General features: G+C 45.5%; 21 protein-coding genes and 1 other RNA gene. 19 read left to right on the forward strand and 3 right to left on the reverse strand.

What is annotated here, in order from left to right:
* The first annotated feature begins 55 nt into the window (after positions 1-55).
* Positions 56-532, forward strand: coding sequence for a tRNA adenosine(34) deaminase TadA (gene tadA, locus QR721_RS00125; protein ID WP_348028049.1), 477 nt, complete (start codon positions 56-58; stop codon positions 530-532).
* Between the two features lie 50 nt (positions 533-582).
* On the opposite strand, the gene ffs is transcribed toward tadA, so the two are convergent.
* Positions 583-848, reverse strand: an RNA gene (ffs, locus tag QR721_RS00130) — signal recognition particle sRNA large type.
* Between the two features lie 418 nt (positions 849-1266).
* Here ffs and dnaX point away from each other — a divergent pair.
* The 6 genes from dnaX to QR721_RS00160 all read left to right on the forward strand — a co-directional run bounded on the left by dnaX (position 1267) and on the right by QR721_RS00160 (position 4915).
* Positions 1267-3006 carry a DNA polymerase III subunit gamma/tau gene (dnaX, locus tag QR721_RS00135; RefSeq protein WP_348028051.1) on the forward strand — a complete coding sequence of 580 codons (1740 nt, stop codon included), beginning with the start codon at positions 1267-1269 and terminating at the stop codon, positions 3004-3006.
* A gap of 37 nt (positions 3007-3043) precedes the next feature.
* Positions 3044-3367, forward strand: a complete 324-nt coding sequence (locus QR721_RS00140) for a YbaB/EbfC family nucleoid-associated protein (protein WP_348028053.1) — start codon at positions 3044-3046, stop codon at positions 3365-3367.
* 11 nt (positions 3368-3378) lie between these two features.
* Entirely contained in the window at positions 3379-3975 is a 597-nt protein-coding gene (gene recR, locus QR721_RS00145) for a recombination mediator RecR (RefSeq protein WP_348028055.1), read from the forward strand.
* 17 nt (positions 3976-3992) lie between these two features.
* Entirely contained in the window at positions 3993-4205 is a 213-nt protein-coding gene (locus QR721_RS00150) for a YaaL family protein (protein WP_348028057.1), read from the forward strand.
* A 78-nt stretch (positions 4206-4283) separates the two neighbouring features.
* Positions 4284-4547, forward strand: a complete 264-nt coding sequence (locus QR721_RS00155) for a pro-sigmaK processing inhibitor BofA family protein (RefSeq protein WP_348028059.1) — start codon at positions 4284-4286, stop codon at positions 4545-4547.
* Between the two features lie 176 nt (positions 4548-4723).
* Entirely contained in the window at positions 4724-4915 is a 192-nt protein-coding gene (locus tag QR721_RS00160) for a sigma factor G inhibitor Gin (RefSeq protein WP_348028060.1), read from the forward strand.
* Between the two features lie 68 nt (positions 4916-4983).
* Here the strand turns inward: QR721_RS00160 and QR721_RS00165 are convergent, their stop codons facing one another.
* Entirely contained in the window at positions 4984-5538 is a 555-nt protein-coding gene (locus QR721_RS00165) for a thioredoxin family protein (RefSeq protein WP_348028062.1), read from the reverse strand.
* A 137-nt stretch (positions 5539-5675) separates the two neighbouring features.
* Here QR721_RS00165 and QR721_RS00170 point away from each other — a divergent pair, with 137 nt between their 5' ends.
* The 10 genes from QR721_RS00170 (at position 5676) to rsmI (ending at position 12782) form a co-directional block, all read left to right on the forward strand.
* Complete coding sequence (locus tag QR721_RS00170; protein WP_348028064.1) at positions 5676-7100, forward strand: aminotransferase class I/II-fold pyridoxal phosphate-dependent enzyme; 1425 nt, start codon at positions 5676-5678, stop codon at positions 7098-7100.
* A 14-nt stretch (positions 7101-7114) separates the two neighbouring features.
* Positions 7115-7753: a dTMP kinase gene (tmk, locus tag QR721_RS00175; protein WP_348028066.1), complete on the forward strand. Its 639-nt coding sequence runs from the start codon at positions 7115-7117 to the stop codon at positions 7751-7753.
* Positions 7754-7769: 16 nt separating this feature from the next.
* Entirely contained in the window at positions 7770-8099 is a 330-nt protein-coding gene (locus tag QR721_RS00180; protein ID WP_348028068.1) for a cyclic di-AMP receptor DarA, read from the forward strand.
* A gap of 33 nt (positions 8100-8132) precedes the next feature.
* Positions 8133-8567: a YaaR family protein gene (locus QR721_RS00185; protein WP_348028073.1), complete on the forward strand. Its 435-nt coding sequence runs from the start codon at positions 8133-8135 to the stop codon at positions 8565-8567.
* Between the two features lie 22 nt (positions 8568-8589).
* Entirely contained in the window at positions 8590-9579 is a 990-nt protein-coding gene (holB, locus tag QR721_RS00190; protein WP_348028075.1) for a DNA polymerase III subunit delta', read from the forward strand.
* A 6-nt stretch (positions 9580-9585) separates the two neighbouring features.
* Complete coding sequence (locus QR721_RS00195; protein ID WP_348028077.1) at positions 9586-10413, forward strand: PSP1 domain-containing protein; 828 nt, start codon at positions 9586-9588, stop codon at positions 10411-10413.
* A gap of 50 nt (positions 10414-10463) precedes the next feature.
* On the forward strand, positions 10464-10781 hold the full coding sequence (locus tag QR721_RS00200; RefSeq protein WP_431189525.1) for an initiation-control protein YabA: 318 nt from the start codon (positions 10464-10466) through the stop codon (positions 10779-10781).
* A 118-nt stretch (positions 10782-10899) separates the two neighbouring features.
* Positions 10900-11640 carry a tRNA1(Val) (adenine(37)-N6)-methyltransferase gene (locus tag QR721_RS00205; protein ID WP_348028081.1) on the forward strand — a complete coding sequence of 247 codons (741 nt, stop codon included), beginning with the start codon at positions 10900-10902 and terminating at the stop codon, positions 11638-11640.
* Positions 11633-11929: a GIY-YIG nuclease family protein gene (locus QR721_RS00210; protein ID WP_348028083.1), complete on the forward strand. Its 297-nt coding sequence runs from the start codon at positions 11633-11635 to the stop codon at positions 11927-11929. Before QR721_RS00205 ends, QR721_RS00210 begins: the two co-directional genes overlap by 8 nt.
* On the forward strand, positions 11901-12782 hold the full coding sequence (gene rsmI, locus QR721_RS00215; protein ID WP_348028085.1) for a 16S rRNA (cytidine(1402)-2'-O)-methyltransferase: 882 nt from the start codon (positions 11901-11903) through the stop codon (positions 12780-12782). The genes QR721_RS00210 and rsmI overlap by 29 nt, the downstream gene beginning before the upstream one ends.
* Before the next feature lie 176 nt (positions 12783-12958).
* Here rsmI and abrB read toward each other — a convergent pair whose 3' ends face one another.
* A complete protein-coding gene (abrB, locus tag QR721_RS00220; protein ID WP_348028087.1) occupies positions 12959-13234 on the reverse strand; it encodes a transition state genes transcriptional regulator AbrB in 276 nt (91 codons plus the stop codon).
* 337 nt (positions 13235-13571) lie between these two features.
* Here abrB and metG point away from each other — a divergent pair, with 337 nt between their 5' ends.
* Together metG and QR721_RS00230 are read left to right on the forward strand one after the other, a co-directional pair.
* Entirely contained in the window at positions 13572-15527 is a 1956-nt protein-coding gene (metG, locus tag QR721_RS00225; protein WP_348028089.1) for a methionine--tRNA ligase, read from the forward strand.
* A gap of 92 nt (positions 15528-15619) precedes the next feature.
* Positions 15620-16390 carry a TatD family hydrolase gene (locus QR721_RS00230; protein WP_348028091.1) on the forward strand — a complete coding sequence of 257 codons (771 nt, stop codon included), beginning with the start codon at positions 15620-15622 and terminating at the stop codon, positions 16388-16390.
* Position 16391 lies beyond the last annotated feature (1 nt).

Below are 16391 nucleotides of genomic sequence, written 5' to 3' on the forward strand. Positions count from 1 at the left end.
TTGGATGTAGCAGTATGTACATGTTTTCCTTTTTGCCAGAAATTGAAACGATAGGATGAGTATTGTGACGGATGAATTTTTTATGAAAGAAGCGATTGCGGAAGCTCGTAAAGCTGAAGTAATGGCGGAAGTGCCAATAGGGGCGTTAATCGTGCTCGATGGGGAGATTATTGGTCGCGGACATAATACACGTGAAACTGAACAGGAAACTTTGAGTCATGCGGAGTTACATGCAATAAGGCAAGCGAATGAAGCAGTCGGCAGTTGGAGGCTCGAAGGATGTACACTTTATGCAACGTTGGAGCCTTGCCCTATGTGCGCGGGTGCAATTTTGCAGGCGCGGATTGAGCGGGTCGTATATGGAGCAGCTGACCCAAAGGCAGGGTGTTGTGGTACGTTCATGAATTTGCTTGGAGATGAACGCTTCAATCACCAGGCGGAAGTGGTTTCAGGAGTAATGGAAAAAGAGTGCGGGTCACTGCTGACGGATTTCTTTAAAGCATTACGGGAGAAAAAGAAAAGGAAAAAATAAAAAATCCCTGCCGATTGCTCGGACAGGGATTTTGAGATTGCATATGTAAACCGTGCACCCGTCTTTGTGACGGCGGTCCCAAGCGTTACTCAAGTTCATGGCTCAGCCCAGGCTTCCCTACGGCACACAAGAATTACTGCTTACTGCTGCTTCCTTCCGGACCTGACAGGGTTCGCAGGTTCCTATTGCGTAGGACCCGAACGTCAACACCAATTCCTTGAGGCAGGCCTTGCAGCCGCCGCCCCTAGGACGGGAGTTCAGCCTCGCTATAGCGGATTGCGAGTACAGGGTGCCGCTAGCTCCCCGCTTAGCACGGTATTCTATATTATACGGACTGAAAACGTTTTATGCAAATGAAAAGTATGGAAGTGGAGATTAAGGCAGCCGCCAGAGTATCTGTCTGTAAATGTCCAGCCATCATACTTTAAAGAACTTCCTAAGCTTCATACTAATAAGAGGTTGTCGTACCGGTTCCACATCGCTTTCAATTAAAAAATCAGTTATAATTGTAAAGAGGCCTTATCTGTTAGATTACCTCACTCATGTTCTTCACAGGAATTCTGAAACACTACCTTTCATTGGGCTTCACTCTTGGTATAGGAAAAAGGCTAAGAGTTACAAAAAACACAGAAGCATTTTAAAATCCACATTACTGAAACACTCCGCTTTCATTTCACTTTCACCCATCTAATCGGTTATAATATTCAAGGAAATCAGTAGGAGGAACGAGCAATATGAGCTATCAGGCACTATACCGCACATGGCGTCCGCGGACTTTTCGCGATGTTGTCGGGCAGGAACATATTACGCGCACGCTGCAAAACGCAATTGTTCAGCAGAAGTTTACGCATGCTTATCTATTCTCCGGGCCTAGAGGAACGGGTAAAACGAGTGCAGCCAAAATTTTTGCAAAGGCAGTTAATTGTGAGCGCGGACCGGCAATGGAGCCTTGCAATGAATGTGCGGCGTGCCGTGGTATCCAGGATGGTTCAATTTCGGATGTGTTCGAGATTGATGCTGCATCAAATACGAGTGTCGATGATATTCGCGAAATTCGCGATAAGGTCAAGTATGCTCCGAGTGTCGTTCCCTACAAAGTATATATTATTGACGAAGTGCATATGATTTCGGTCAATGCGTTCAATGCACTTTTGAAAACGCTGGAAGAACCACCGGGTCATGTCATCTTCATCCTGGCAACAACGGAACCGCATAAGATACCACTAACAATCATCTCCCGCTGCCAGCGTTTCGATTTCAAGCCGATCTCAAATCATGCAATTGTTGGGCGCATGCAGGAAATTACCGATTCTGAGCAGGTCGCTGTAACAGAAGAAGCACTGGAAACCGTAGCACTTGCTGCAGAAGGCGGGATGCGTGATGCTCTCAGCATTCTTGACCAGGCTATATCCTATAGTGAGAATGAAGTCGGGCTTGATGATGTACTGGCAGTGACCGGCAGTGTAGCTCAGTCGATGCTCGAACAGATTACGGCTTCCTTGTATGGTGGCGAATCTCAAGAAGCACTGAGCCGTCTTGACGATATGCTGCAGGAAGGGAAAGACCCCGGTCGTTTCGTCTTTGATATGATTTACTTCTTGAGGGATTTGCTGCTTTATCAGTCAGCGCCGGAACTTGCAGATTTGTTGGAGCGAGCGCGTGTAAATGAGACATTTAAGAAGCTCGCTGGAGAAGTGACATCAGAATGGCTGGAGTCGGCCATTCTGGAATTCAACCGTTGCCAGCAGGAGATGAAGTGGACGAACAGCCCACGCGTTTTCATCGAGATTGCTCTTTTGCAAATTGCGGGAAGTGGACGAAAAACATTAGGCGCAGCGGGTTCGATAGCTGAATTGGATTTGCCGCAAGTGCAGCAGCTCATGGACAAAGTTTCCCAGCTTGAGAAGCAGCTTCAGAGCTTGAAGGCTAATCCAACACAGCATGAACAGAATGGTGGAGCGGCTAGAGAACAGCGACGTCCCCAAGCAAGAGCATCGAAGAACAGCTTTAAGATTCCTTACGAAAAAATTCGTACCGTGCTAGACCAGGCATCGAAGCCAAATCTGAAGGAAATTGCTGCACAATGGGGAGGTTTCCTCACCCAGTTAAAAACAGCAAGTCCGCCAGCACATGCGACAATCCTTGATTCTAAGCCTGCAGCAGCATCGGACCGGGCTCTTGTCGTTGCATTCAAATATGAGATACATTGCTCACTGTTCATGGATAACCGCGAGCTTGTAGAAAATGTTCTCTATCAGCAGCTGGGCAAGCAGCTAGAAATTATTCCAATCCCGCAGGAGGCATGGCAGGAGCTGCGTGAGCAGTACTTGGCAAGCCATGACAAGGCACAAGAGCATGATGGTGACGCAAGTGAAGGTACAGAAGGAGCGGTACAAGCTGAAATAGCTGATCCGCTCATTGAAGAGGCCCGTAAGCTTGTCGGTGATGATTTGCTGGAAATACATGAAGATTAAAATATGAATAATACAAACAATTAGGAGGCGTTTTATTATGAAAGGCATGGGCAATATGGGCAATATGATGAAACAGATGCAAAAAATGCAGAAGAAGATGGCACAGGCGCAGGAAGAATTGTTTGAATCAACTTTCACAGGAACTGCAGGCGGCGGAATGGTAACTGTGACGGCAAATGGTAAGAAGGAAATTACAGATATCGAAATTAAAGAGGAAGTCGTTGATCCAGACGATGTTGAAATGCTTCAGGATTTGATTATCGCTGCGACGAATGATGTTTTGAAACAAATTGATGAAAAAACGGCTGATACTATGGGACAATTCACGAAAGGTTTGAACTTGCCTGGAGGAATGTTCTAGGAGGCGACGGAATGTACTATCCGCAACCAATTTCAAAGCTGATTGACAGCTTTACAAAATTGCCAGGAATCGGTCCTAAAACGGCCTCACGCCTGGCTTTTTACGTGTTGAATATGAAAGAAGACGATGTCCTTGAATTCGCACGGGCGCTTGTCAGTGCGAAACGTGAACTGACACATTGCTCTGTTTGCGGGAACATAACAGATACGGATCCGTGTCGAATATGCCAGGATACTTCCCGTGATAGCTCGGTGATCTGTGTAGTTCAAGATCCGAAAGACGTCATCGCGATGGAGAAAATGAAGGAGTTCCGTGGCAAGTATCATGTCTTGCATGGTGCCATTTCTCCAATGGATGGTATTGGACCAGAAGATATAAATGTGCCATCCCTGCTTAATCGGCTGAAGGATGAGGAAGTAAAAGAAATCATCCTTGCGACAAATCCGAATATTGAAGGGGAAGCGACGGCTATGTATATTTCCCGTCTTGTCAAACCGTCTGGCATCCGCATAACAAGGATTGCTCATGGACTTCCAGTTGGCGGAGACCTTGAATATGCTGATGAAGTGACATTGTCCAAGGCCCTTGAAGGAAGAAGAGAATTATAGAAAACAGGTGATGCAATTTGGCGAAGAAATTGAAGAAAAAGATCGTCGACAATGAGCTGCTTGATGCTATCTTCAAGATTGAGCGCGAGTGGAAACAGGTTCAGAACATTGTGGAGAAAAGTATCGATCCGAATGATATTAGCATCCACTTTGAAAAGCTTGCACGTGAGAAGTACTTGTACCTGCTGCGTGAGGCGCGCCACCGCAAGATTAGTGCTGTCCGTTACTAGTCAGTACTGATTCCAGTTCTAATTCCTTTGCCAAATCCATATATAAGTAACAGGGTAAAGGAAAGGAGTGGACGTTTCTTGAGTTCCACACTTGTCATTGCAGCGATGCTTGTACTTATTGTCATACTGCTTCTAGCAGGTGCACCGATCAAGCCTGTCCGTTTTGCCGGACAGGCTCTCGTGAAACTGGGGATTGGTGCCATGCTGCTGTTTTTCTTGAACGTCTTCGGCTCCGAGTTCGGACTGTATGTGCCGATTAATTTGTTCACGACAATCGTGACTGGGTTCCTCGGTGTCTTCGGTCTTGCATCACTTGCAGCAGTTAATTTCTTTATATTGTGAGGAAAAGTCCGGATGTGTCCGCATTCGGGCTTTTTATTTTTGCCCAGCATCACAGCCCAAGCTGCCTCTGCATAATCTGTCTTGCAAATAACTTTTTCAAAGAATCTCTTATTCTATGTATAGGACTTAGGAGATTGGGAGAAGCTAGTTATAACAAAACATGGAGGTGGCGGAAAATGGAAAGAGTCATTACTGCTGAACGTTGTGGGATTTGCGAAGAGGAAAAGGAGCGAGGAATTCATATCTTGCATATGTTCATCTGTGAAGCTTGTGAAAGAGCGATTGTGCAAACTGAGCCGGAACAGACAGAATATGATCGATTTGTTGAGAAATTAAGAGATATTAATAAACCAAGACTTTATTCTTAATCAAGCCCCCGCTGACATGCTGCGAGGGCTTTCTTTTTGTGTAGAGGGCAAGAATCGGCCTCGTCTAATCATGCATTTTGTAATGCCCTCTTAATATCTTCATAACCCCACTGCCAGATTTCTTCTTTCGTTTCAAAGGATTCAGTTACATAGGAAACGAACTCCATAAATGCCTTCTGGTAATTGGAGTCATCTTTTGCAGGGAGCTGTTGTTTGCGGGGCTCAAGGAACATCTTCGTCTTCTCCGCAATAGGACCCCACTTTCCGACAAGCTCACCTTCCTCATCAAGAATCAGAAAAATTGGAATGGAGCGGGACTTGCCGTTTGTTAAATGCTGATCCATTAACTCTAAGTGATCATCACGGTGCAAGAAGTGGACATTGATTTTAGTTGCTTCAGTTATCCGCTTCAATACTGCGATATTCAATACACAATGCGGGCACCAAGGTTCTGCGAGAACGAGTACACGCAAGTTCTTCTTTTTTATCTCTTCAAAAAAGCTCCCATCCTCAGGCATCTTGAAATTATGGTAGACAGCAGTGTAAAGATTGTAGAATTTGGTTAGAGACTGTCTGTATGTCTGCAGGCTCTTTCCTTTGTCAAACCAATCGTTCAGGTTCATTGTAAAACCTCCAAAGTGTTTTTTACCCAGTGTACACAATTATCGGACAATTGGAAAAGGAAGTGGCTCCCTACACTTACTCTTAAGAAATGCCTTATAATCAAGAAAGAAATAGTAGTGGACGGAGCTGTATATAATTGAGAAATTCTTATGAAACACCCTTATTTGATAAATTAAAAGACTTTGCCGGGCAAAATCCAATCTCCCTGCATGTGCCTGGTCATAAAAGTGGCGCAGTTTTCCCGGAAAAGGGACGTGAATTCTATCAAAGAATTCTCCCAATCGATCTTACAGAAGTTACGGGACTGGATGATTTGCATGCTCCGGAGGGGGCGATTTTGGAAGCTGAGAAAGCTGCAGCGGAATTTTTTAAGGCAGATCGCTCCTTCTTTCTTGTTGGAGGGAGCACTGCAGGTAATTTGGCAATGATACTGGGGACAGTCAGAAGAGGGGAGCGAATTATTGTTCAGCGCAATTGTCATAAATCGGTGATGAACGGAATCGAACTGGCAGGCGCACTGCCTGTCTTCATAGCACCGGAGTTCGATGAGCAGGTCAGAAGGTATACACATCCTAGTAAAGAAACACTTGCGGTATCATTAGAAAAATACCCCGATGCCAAAGCCGTGTTGCTGACATATCCAGATTACTTCGGCGGTACCTACCCGCTGCAGGAAATGATTGAGCTTTCACATGAAAAAGGGATACCAGTACTTGTCGACGAAGCACATGGGGTTCACTTTGCGTTGGGTCAACCACTCCCCCCATCTGCGCTATGTTGCGGGGCGGATATCGTTGTTCAATCCGCACACAAGATGGCCCCGGCAATGACGATGGCTTCCTACTTGCATATGCAAGGAAACCTCGTCTCAGAAAAGTCTGTCGCCCGTTTTTTGCAAATGATCCAGTCAAGCAGCCCTTCCTATCCAATTATGGCTTCGCTTGATCTTGCTCGTTCCTTCCTGGAAACAATGACAGGAGAAGAACTTAATAGAGCACTTGAGTCATCAGAAGAGATGAGGAAAGAAATGCGGAAATTGGATTTTTGCTCTGTTGTTGAAGCGGAGGGACATGACCCTTTTAAGATTACACTGCAAATGGAAAAGGGATGGAACGGACTGGAGGCAATTCATGCCTTTGAAAGGGCAGGTCTTTGGCCTGAACTGGCAACAGAGGATCAAGTGCTATTCATAGCTGGACTTGCACCACAGAAGCGGTTTGACAAGTTTATAAAAGCGCTGTCATATGTAAATGAACAATTAAAAAAAGCTGGAAATCATGCTACAATAGAAAGGGTACAGCTTTTTCCCGATAAGATTAGGGAATTGGCATTCACCTATGAAGAGATGAATACACGTTCACATATAGAAGTACCATTTGCTGAGGCGGCGGGCCTGATTGCCGCAGAAGCAGTCATTCCTTATCCCCCGGGCATACCGCTTATTATGCGCGGAGAGCGGATTGAGGAAGTACAGCTGAAAGCACTCGATCGGCTTATACGGAACGGGGCAAGGCTGCAGCAGAGGCATGAGACAGGCAATCTGCTTGTTTTTACAAATTGATGGGGGCATCCATAATGACGGGTCATTTTATTACATTTGAAGGCGTTGAAGGAGCGGGAAAAACATCGCTTATCCGGAAGCTCGCAGTAGAGCTGGAGAAAGCTGATTTCGACTGCCTCGTAACACGCGAACCAGGCGGTATCCCGATTGCCGAACAGATCCGTTCTGTCATTCTGGATGCTGACAACACAGCAATGGATGGCCGTACAGAGGCATTGTTGTATGCCGCAGCGAGACGCCAGCATATGACTGAAAAGGTGATTCCTGCCCTTGAAGCTGGTAAAGTGGTCCTCTGCGACAGATTCGTCGACTCGAGTTTGGCATATCAGGGACATGCCCGAGGACTCGGCATGGAAGCGATACGCCAGATTAATGACTTTGCGATTGGTGGGGTTATGCCCGAGCTGACAATTCTCCTCGATATGGCTCCTGCAGAAGGATTGAAACGGATCAACCGGAATGCCGATAGAGAAAAGAACCGGCTTGATATGGAGAAGCTTGAATTCCACGAACTTGTCCGGGAGGGCTATCTGATTTTACAAAAGGCAGAACCTGAACGTATCCGGCTTATCGATGCTGACCGGGAACGTGAGCAAATCTGTCAAGAAGTGCTCAATTTGCTGAAAGAACATATACTAATTTCAAATAGATGACCAGGGAGTGAATCGCTTGAAGCTCATTATTGCTGTGATACAGGACAAAGATTCTTCTAGACTGATCGACACGCTCGGCAAGGGAAATTTCAAGACGACAAAACTGGCAACGACGGGCGGCTTTTTGAAAGAAGGTAACACGACACTTATGATAGGTTGTGATGATGATCACGTTGATGATGCATTAGCAATCATTCGTGACAACTGTTCACAGCGTGATCAGGTTGTAGCGCCGATTTCTGCCATGGGCGGTAATGCGGATACGTATATCTCGAAGCCGGTGACAGTCGAAGTCGGCGGAGCCACTGTATTTATCTTGCCAGTAGAAGCATTCCACAAGTTCTGAAATTAATGAAGACCATAAAGGGGCGTCCGGACGATGAAAATCACCCAGGAAATGCGTTCAAAAGTCGAAGCGCCAGCAATGCGTCCGGCTGTTGAGGGCAAGCAGAATTTCGGAAAAATGGTTCAGTCACAAGCTTTGAAAATGCAACAGGATGGTCTTGAGAAACTCGTTGAAGAGATAGGGAAACAAGGGAATAAACTCGCCCGCTTCCGGACATTCAAGGAGCTGACGAAATTTAAACGCATGGTGAAGAACTTCCTTCAGGACACCGTTTATAATGGTCTTGGGCTTAAACGTTCGTCTTCCTTTAATTTCGAAGGTCAGCATAGTATGCTTCAAGTTGTCGAGGAAATCGATGCGAAGCTTATTGAATTGACAGAGCAAGTCATGGGCAATGAACAGCGCTCTGTTGACTTGCTTGACTTAATCGGTGAAATCAAAGGACTCCTTATCAATCTCTATACGTAACAGGGAAAAGGGTGAACGACTTGTGAAAACGTGGTCTGAACTTGGAGAAATCCAGCCACTCGCTGCCAGAATCTTGGAGAACAGCATAAAGCGTGAGCGTCTTTCGCATGCTTATCTCATTGCAGGAGCACGCGGGACTGGAAAGGAAGCGCTTGCGTTACTGCTCGCCCAGACGCTGTTCTGTACGAATCGTGAAGGAACGAATCCTTGTGGTGAATGCAGTGAATGCAGGCGGATTACCTCCCATAATCACCCGGATGTCCACTGGATTGAACCGGATGGACAATCTATTAAAATCGAACAGATCAGACATCTTCAGAAGGAGTTCATCTATTCTGGAGTTGAATCGAGCCAGAAAGCATATATTATAAAGGGTGCAGAGACTCTGACTGTCAATGCAGCGAACAGGATTTTGAAGTTCCTTGAAGAGCCGAGCCGGAAGACGACAGCGATCATGTTGACGGAGAATGCGCAGGCGATGCTGGCGACAATTCGTTCGCGTTGTCAGATCATTGAACTTAAGCCGCTCGACCCATTTGCATTCAGTCGACAGCTTCAAGAAGCGGGCGTGACAGAAGGTAACGCTAAACTATTCAGCGAGTTGACAAACAATTTGCAGGAAGCTATGGATTTGAATGAAAATGAGGCATTTGCACAACAGCGAAAACTGGTGGTACAATGGGTTGAAATGCTGTCATCGGGTCGTGATGACAGCTATCTGTTTGTTCATCAGCAGTGGTTGCCTCATTTAAAAGATAGATTGGCGCAGGAGCAGGGGTTGAACCTGTTGCTTCTCGCCTTTAGAGATATACACTTTGAACAGATCGGAAATCAGGCACGCATGGCACTGTTCCAGCCGGGGGACGAGAGGCTGGAAAGGGCAGCTCTCTCATTCAACAACGTGGAATTGCTTGCCAATATGCAGGCAATTCTCCAAGCGAAGCGCCGGCTGACACAAAACATCCAGCCGACGCTCGTTATGGAACAGCTTGCATTGCAGCTGAAGAGGTGATTCAGATTGATGGAAGTGATTGGCGTTCGCTTTAAGAGAGCGGGCAAAATATATTACTTTGATCCGGGCGAGGCCCGCATGACAAATGATGATTATGTCATCGTTGAAACAGTGCGCGGCGTAGAATTCGGCAAAGTGGAGCTGGCAGAGAAGCATGTTGACGAGGAAGATGTAGTGCTACCTTTGAAAAAAGTGATACGCATTGCAACTGAAGCGGACAAGCTTGTTGTTGCCGAGAATCAGGAATTGGCCGAAAAGGCTTTTCATATATGTACTGAAAAGATTCAGATGCATGGACTGGAAATGAGTCTAGTGGAAGTGGAATATACTTTTGACCGCAATAAGATCATTTTCTATTTCACAGCGGAGGGTCGGATTGATTTCCGCAACCTTGTAAAGGATCTTGCGGCGGAGTTCCGGACACGAATTGAGCTGCGACAGATTGGCGTTCGAGACGAGGCGAAGATGCTCGGCGGTATTGGACCGTGTGGCAGAATGCTCTGCTGTTCGACATTCCTGGGAGATTTTGAACCTGTGTCAATTAAGATGGCGAAGGATCAGAACCTGTCATTGAATCCGGCGAAGATTTCGGGTCTATGTGGAAGGCTCATGTGCTGTCTTAAGTATGAGAATGATCAGTACGAAGAGGCGAAGCGGGAAATGCCAGATGTCGGTAAGGTCATACATACGCCGTTCGGCAGTGGTAAGGTAGTCGGCTTGAATCTGCTGGATCGCGTTATTGAAATTGAGATTGCCGAGCGGGAAAGTGTCATTGAATACACACTTGATGAGCTTGTCCGTGACGGTGTCATTCAAGCACAGGCCACAGAATAATGGAGTGAGCTGGTTTGGACAAAAAAAATATACTAGAACAAATCAACGATATGGAAAAACAACTGGCGGCTCTTTGCGAACAGGTTGGCGGTCTCAAAGGCGAGCTTAGCACACTGCTTGAGGAAAACCAGCGATTGACGATGGAGAATGACTATTTGCATGAGCGCATTCAGGAAGAGCGGGCTGTAAATGGCAAAGAGACAGGAAAGAAAAAGGGCGAGCGTGAATTGCCGATTCCTGGAGAAGGCTATGATAACCTTGCCCGTCTTTATGAGGAAGGTTTTCATATTTGCAGTATGCAGTTCGGTAGTACTCGACGTGGAGAAGACTGCCTGTTCTGTTTGGAATTCCTCAACAAAGCAAAGTAGTGAGAAGCTGTCTCTGAATAGGGGCAGCTTTTTGTTTTCTCTTTACTCGTTCGTTTCATGTAACTAGTCAATCCAATATGAAAAAGTAGATTATAAAGATTCAAAAGGAGGGATTCTTATGGTAGAACTCTTTGGTGATGAACGGCTTGATTATCTGTTATACGATGAGTCGATGCGGATCATTCAGAGTCCGACAGTCTTTTCCTTCTCTCTTGATGCCGTACTGCTTGCTCACTTTGCAAGCATTCCGATAGCACGTGGAAGCATTCTGGATTTGTGCACGGGCAACGGTGTAATTCCGCTATTTTTAGCGCGGAAGTCGAAGGCGCATATTACTGGAGTGGAGATTCAGGAACGTCTGCACGGAATGGCTGTACGGAATGCTGCAATCAATGGTCTGGATAAGCAGATTGAATTCATACATGGTGATTTAAAAAATATGCAAGGCGTGCTCAGCCATAGCTCATTTGACGTTGTCACGTGCAATCCTCCATATTTTCCTACACCTAAGGAAACCGAACATAATCTGAATGAACATTTGACGATTGCACGCCATGAAGTAATGTGTACACTGGAAGATGTCGTAAAGGCCTGCAAACTCCATGTACGGCCAGGGGGCAAAGTTTCAATTGTTCATAGACCAGAAAGGCTCGTTGATATACTTGAACTGTTCCGGAAATATAAGCTTGAGCCGAAAAGAATGCAGCTCGTTTATCCGAAAAGGAACAAAGAGGCAAACACGTTGCTTATCGAAGGAACACGTGATGGTAAACCGGGGCTGAAAGTTCTGCCGCCTCTTTACATTTATGAAGCAGACGGCTCCTATACCGCGGAAGCAGAGGCACTCTTTAATGGGTAATGAACATATCGTCTATATGCTGATTTGCAATGATCAGTCTCTTTACACTGGCTATACGAATGATATGGATAAACGCCTGCACATGCATAACAGCGGCAAAGGGGCAAAATATACGCGTGGACGCGGGCCGTGCCGAGTTGTCTACCAGGAATACCATGAGACGAAGGAAGCGGCTTTGAAGCGTGAATATGCGATCAAGCGCATGCCTCGAAAAAAGAAGGTCGGGCTTATTGCCCGGCAGTTGAAGGAAGTGACTCAGAATGCAAGTTCAAAAAAGTTACCAGAATGAACAGGAAACAGGCAGTCTGTATATAGTACCGACTCCTATCGGCAATCTGGAAGACATTACGTATCGGGCTTTGAATATTCTTAAGGAAGCCGATCTTATTGCAGCTGAGGATACACGCAATACAAAACGTTTACTCAATCATTTTGAAATAAGTAGCCCCCTAGTCAGTTATCATGAACATAACAAGTTGGCGCGTGAGGGACAGTTGCTTGAGAAATTGCGCAGTGGAAGTCTTGTTGCCATTGTTAGCGATGCAGGGATGCCGGCTATTTCTGATCCCGGACATGAGATTGTCCATGCAGCAATTGCTGAAGGTATACCAGTAGTTGTGCTTCCCGGGGCGAATGCGGCAATCTGCGCCCTTGTCGGCTCAGGCCTGGAAACTCAGGCCTTCACATTCTACGGCTTTTTGCCAAGAAAGAAAAAAGAACGGAATGGAGAATTGGAGAGGTTGGGGAAACTTTCTTCTACGTTATTGTTTTATGAATCCCCTCATCGCTTAAAGGAAACATTGCATGCCATGCATGATGTGCTCGGTTCGAGACAAGCGGCACTTGCCCGCGAACTGACGAAGAAATTCGAGGAATATATACGCGGTTCTCTGGAGGAACTTGTCAGTTGGGCAGAAGCAAATGAACCACGCGGGGAGTTCTGTATCGTCGTCGAGGGGAACCCATTCGAGGAAACAGAGGAACCAGGTGAAACTTGGTGGGCAGAACTCACAATGGTTGAGCATGTCGATACAATTATGAGGGATAAAGGTCTCTCGAATAAGGATGCAATCAAAGAGGCTGCCCGCGAACGTAGACTGCCGAAGCGTGACGTCTATCAGGCGTATCATGTGGAACAGTGAGCCGGATGATTTACCTCTTGAAGTGACATTCAAAAACCGTAAAGACTGATCGACATTACGTATCCAGATCATAGAAGAAGACCCGGACAAAAAATCGCCCGGGTCTTCTTTTATGAGTCATCATATATGGACATACTTGAGCTATGTGCCACTGTGTCCGTCGGATTAAGTACTTATTATTGTGACTTTCTTTGGATCTCTTCAAGAAGTTGTTCTGCGCCCTCTTTGCTGAGAATCAATTTTCCGTCAGCAAGAGTCATATTATCGTCATTCACTTCTCCAGTGATATGACAAGCCATGTTCGGCTTATATTTCTTGAAGATGATTTTGTCGTTGTCGATGAAAATTTCCATCGCGTCTTTTTCGTGTACATCCAGTGTTCGTCGCAATTCTACTGGGATTACGACACGTCCCAATTCGTCAACCTTGCGCACAATACCTGTAGATTTCATAGTACTGTTTCTCTCCCTCTAGGCTTGTCTCTAATCTCTAATAAAACCTATGCCAATGGCATGTTCCGTTTGGATGACTGGCATTTCGCCGTTGAATGACAAGTTCCTACATATCATCGTACCAATAGTTACCAATATTGTCTATTATATTTTACCGATTTTGTGTGGTAATTTATTACAAGTGATAGGAATAACGGCGTAACACAAAGTATACAAAGTCATAATTAATACTGCAAGTATTTATAACACCTATAATGGAAATTTTGCTAAAAAGCCTTTACAATGAAGGAAGGCAGATTATTGCGGAATTTTTGTACCATAAAGAGGAGCGAAATAGATGACTGAGAGTGCGAAGACATTCTACATAACAACCCCTATTTATTACCCGAGTGGAAAACTTCATATCGGACATGCATATTCAACCGTTGCCGGAGACGCGATGGCTCGCTATAAGCGCCTGCGCGGCTACGATGTCAGATATCTGACAGGTACAGACGAGCACGGTCAAAAAATCCAGAAGAAGGCAGCTGAAGCCGGTGTTACACCACAGGAATATGTGGACAATATCGTTAGCGGCATCCAGGATCTCTGGAAGAAACTTAAGATTACAAATGATGATTTCATCAGAACTACAGAAGAACGCCATAAGCGCGTTGTCGAAAAGATTTTTGCCCGCTTGGTTGATCAGGGGGATATCTACCTTGATCAATATGAAGGTTGGTACTGTACATCTTGTGAATCGTTCTTCACAGAGCGTCAACTCGAAGATGGCAAATGCCCGGACTGCGGTGGCAAAGTCGACCGTGTTAAAGAAGAATCTTATTTCTTTAAAATGAGCAAGTATGTCGACAGACTTGTCCAGTTCTATGAGGACAATCCAGAATTCATTCAGCCGGAAAGCCGTAAAAATGAAATGCTAAATAACTTCATCAAGCCAGGTCTTGAAGATCTTGCTGTATCACGCACAACTTTTGATTGGGGCATTAAAGTTCCAGGGAATCCGAAGCATGTTATCTATGTTTGGATTGATGCACTTTCCAATTACATTACAGCCCTTGGTTATGGCACAGATAATGATGAACTTTTCCAGCGCTACTGGCCTGCGGATGTTCATTTGATGAGTAAGGAGATTGTTCGCTTCCATACGATTTATTGGCCAATCATGCTGATGGCTCTCGATCTTCCGTTGCCAAAGAAAGTGTTTGCACACGGGTGGATTCTCATGAAGGACGGTAAGATGTCCAAGTCGAAGGGGAATGTAGTCGATCCAGTTAAGTTGATTGACCACTATGGGCTCGATGCACTGCGCTATTACTTGTTGCGTGAAGTGCCGTTCGGAGCTGATGGGGTCTTCACTCCGGAAGGCTTTGTTGAACGCACGAACTATGACCTTGCGAATGACCTTGGGAACTTGCTCAGCCGTACAGTTGCAATGATTAATAAATACTTTGACGGTGAGATCCCTGCTTATACGAAAGGCGAGACTGATTTCGACAAGTCTCTTGAAGAACTTGCTGAACAGACAATTAGTCACTTTGAAGAAGCTATGGAGAAAATGCAGTTCTCCGTCGCCCTTTCATCATTATGGCAGCTGATTAGCCGTACAAATAAATACATTGACGAAACGGAGCCATGGGTACTTGCCAAGGACGAGAGCAAGCGAGATCGTCTAGGTAATGTAATGGCACATTTAGCTGAGTCATTGCGTATTTCCGGCATTATGCTTCAGCCGTTCCTAGTGGATACGACAAAAGAGATTTTCCGTCAGCTTGGAATCAAGGAAGGTGCTCTTACTGGATGGGACAGCCTGCATGACAGAGGTTCTATTCCAGCGGGTACCAAGGTTGAGAAGGGAAATCCGATTTTCCCACGTCTTGATGTCGAAAAAGAAGTCCAGACAATCAAAGATATGATGGAAAGACCAGCAGAAGAGCCGAAAAAGGGCAAGAAGCAGGAAGAAGCTAAAGAGCAGGTTCTATATGATGATTTTGGCAAACTTGATTTCCGCGTCGGTGAAGTATTGGAAGCGGAGAAGATGAAGAAGGCGGACAAACTTCTCAAACTTCAGATTGATCTTGGAACAGAGAAGCGTCAAATCATCTCAGGTATTGCGGAACACTACAAGCCGGAAGAACTTGTTGGCAAAAAGGTGATTGTCGTAGCCAACTTGAAGCCGGCAAAATTGCGCGGTGAAATGTCTGAAGGGATGATCCTTTCTGGTGAAGATGAAAACGGCAAACTTGTATTGGCAACAGTTGAAGCAGATCTGCCTAATGGTTCTGTCGTACGTTAATATAAAATGAAAAATGTCTTGCGCGCATTGAACCGCGTGCAGGACTTTTTTAAATTACAGCAAGTGTTTACGAAATGAGGAGGAATATTAGGATGTTGTTTGACACACATGTCCATTTGAACGCCCGAGACTTCTTTGAGGATCGTGATGAAACAATACAGCGAGCACGTGAAGCAGGCGTTGAATATATGACGGTTGTCGGCTTTGATCGGGAGACCATTAAACTCGCTATTGAGATTGCTAAACAGGATGAGAAGATATTCGCTGCTGTAGGATGGCATCCTGTTGATGCGATTGATATGTCAGATGAAGATCTGAAATGGATAGAAGAACTTTCCCAACATCCAAAAGTTGTAGCAATCGGTGAAATGGGTCTTGATTATCACTGGGACAAGTCTCCGCATGAGGTACAGAAAGAAGTATTCCGCAAACAGATTCGTCTAGCGAAAAAGGTGAAGATGCCCATTATCATTCATAACCGTGAGGCGACGGAAGATGTACTTGCGATTCTGGAAGAGGAGAGCGCACAGGAAATTGGCGGTATTATGCATTGCTATAGTGACTCAGTAGACTATGTTGATCGAATTCTTGCCTTGAACTTCCACATATCCCTTGGGGGTCCTGTTACATTTAAAAATGCCAAACTGCCTAAGGAAGTAGCTGTCCAAGTTCCGCTAGAGAAGCTACTCGTTGAAACTGATGCACCATTTTTGGCTCCCCATCCAAATAGAGGAAAGCGAAATGAGCCTGCATATGTAAAGCTTGTTGCAGAGAAGATTGCTGAGCTTCGAGAAATGAGCTATGAGGAATTGGCGCGTGTTACTACAGAGAATGCATTCAGACTTTTCAACATCAAAGGCTGAA

The organism is Aciduricibacillus chroicocephali (genome assembly GCF_030762805.1).
Taxonomy (GTDB): Bacteria; Bacillota; Bacilli; order Bacillales; family Amphibacillaceae; genus Aciduricibacillus; species Aciduricibacillus chroicocephali.

Bases quoted from the DNA above. Each gene is read 5' to 3' on its own strand.
- tadA (WP_348028049.1), top strand. From the start codon at position 56: ATGAGTATTGTGACGGATGAATTTTTTATGAAAGAAGCGATTGCGGAA.
- QR721_RS00140 (WP_348028053.1), top strand. From the start codon at position 3,044: ATGAAAGGCATGGGCAATATGGGCAATATGATGAAACAGATGCAAAAA.
- rsmI (WP_348028085.1), top strand. From the start codon at position 11,901: ATGCAAGTTCAAAAAAGTTACCAGAATGAACAGGAAACAGGCAGTCTG.
- QR721_RS00210 (WP_348028083.1), top strand. From the start codon at position 11,633: ATGGGTAATGAACATATCGTCTATATGCTGATTTGCAATGATCAGTCT.
- dnaX (WP_348028051.1), top strand. From the start codon at position 1,267: ATGAGCTATCAGGCACTATACCGCACATGGCGTCCGCGGACTTTTCGC.
- recR (WP_348028055.1), top strand. From the start codon at position 3,379: ATGTACTATCCGCAACCAATTTCAAAGCTGATTGACAGCTTTACAAAA.
- QR721_RS00165 (WP_348028062.1), bottom strand. From the start codon at position 5,538: ATGAACCTGAACGATTGGTTTGACAAAGGAAAGAGCCTGCAGACATAC.
- QR721_RS00160 (WP_348028060.1), top strand. From the start codon at position 4,724: ATGGAAAGAGTCATTACTGCTGAACGTTGTGGGATTTGCGAAGAGGAA.
- QR721_RS00185 (WP_348028073.1), top strand. From the start codon at position 8,133: ATGAAAATCACCCAGGAAATGCGTTCAAAAGTCGAAGCGCCAGCAATG.
- QR721_RS00230 (WP_348028091.1), top strand. From the start codon at position 15,620: ATGTTGTTTGACACACATGTCCATTTGAACGCCCGAGACTTCTTTGAG.
- metG (WP_348028089.1), top strand. From the start codon at position 13,572: ATGACTGAGAGTGCGAAGACATTCTACATAACAACCCCTATTTATTAC.
- QR721_RS00200 (WP_431189525.1), top strand. From the start codon at position 10,464: ATGGAAAAACAACTGGCGGCTCTTTGCGAACAGGTTGGCGGTCTCAAA.
- tmk (WP_348028066.1), top strand. From the start codon at position 7,115: ATGACGGGTCATTTTATTACATTTGAAGGCGTTGAAGGAGCGGGAAAA.
- QR721_RS00205 (WP_348028081.1), top strand. From the start codon at position 10,900: ATGGTAGAACTCTTTGGTGATGAACGGCTTGATTATCTGTTATACGAT.
- abrB (WP_348028087.1), bottom strand. From the start codon at position 13,234: ATGAAATCTACAGGTATTGTGCGCAAGGTTGACGAATTGGGACGTGTC.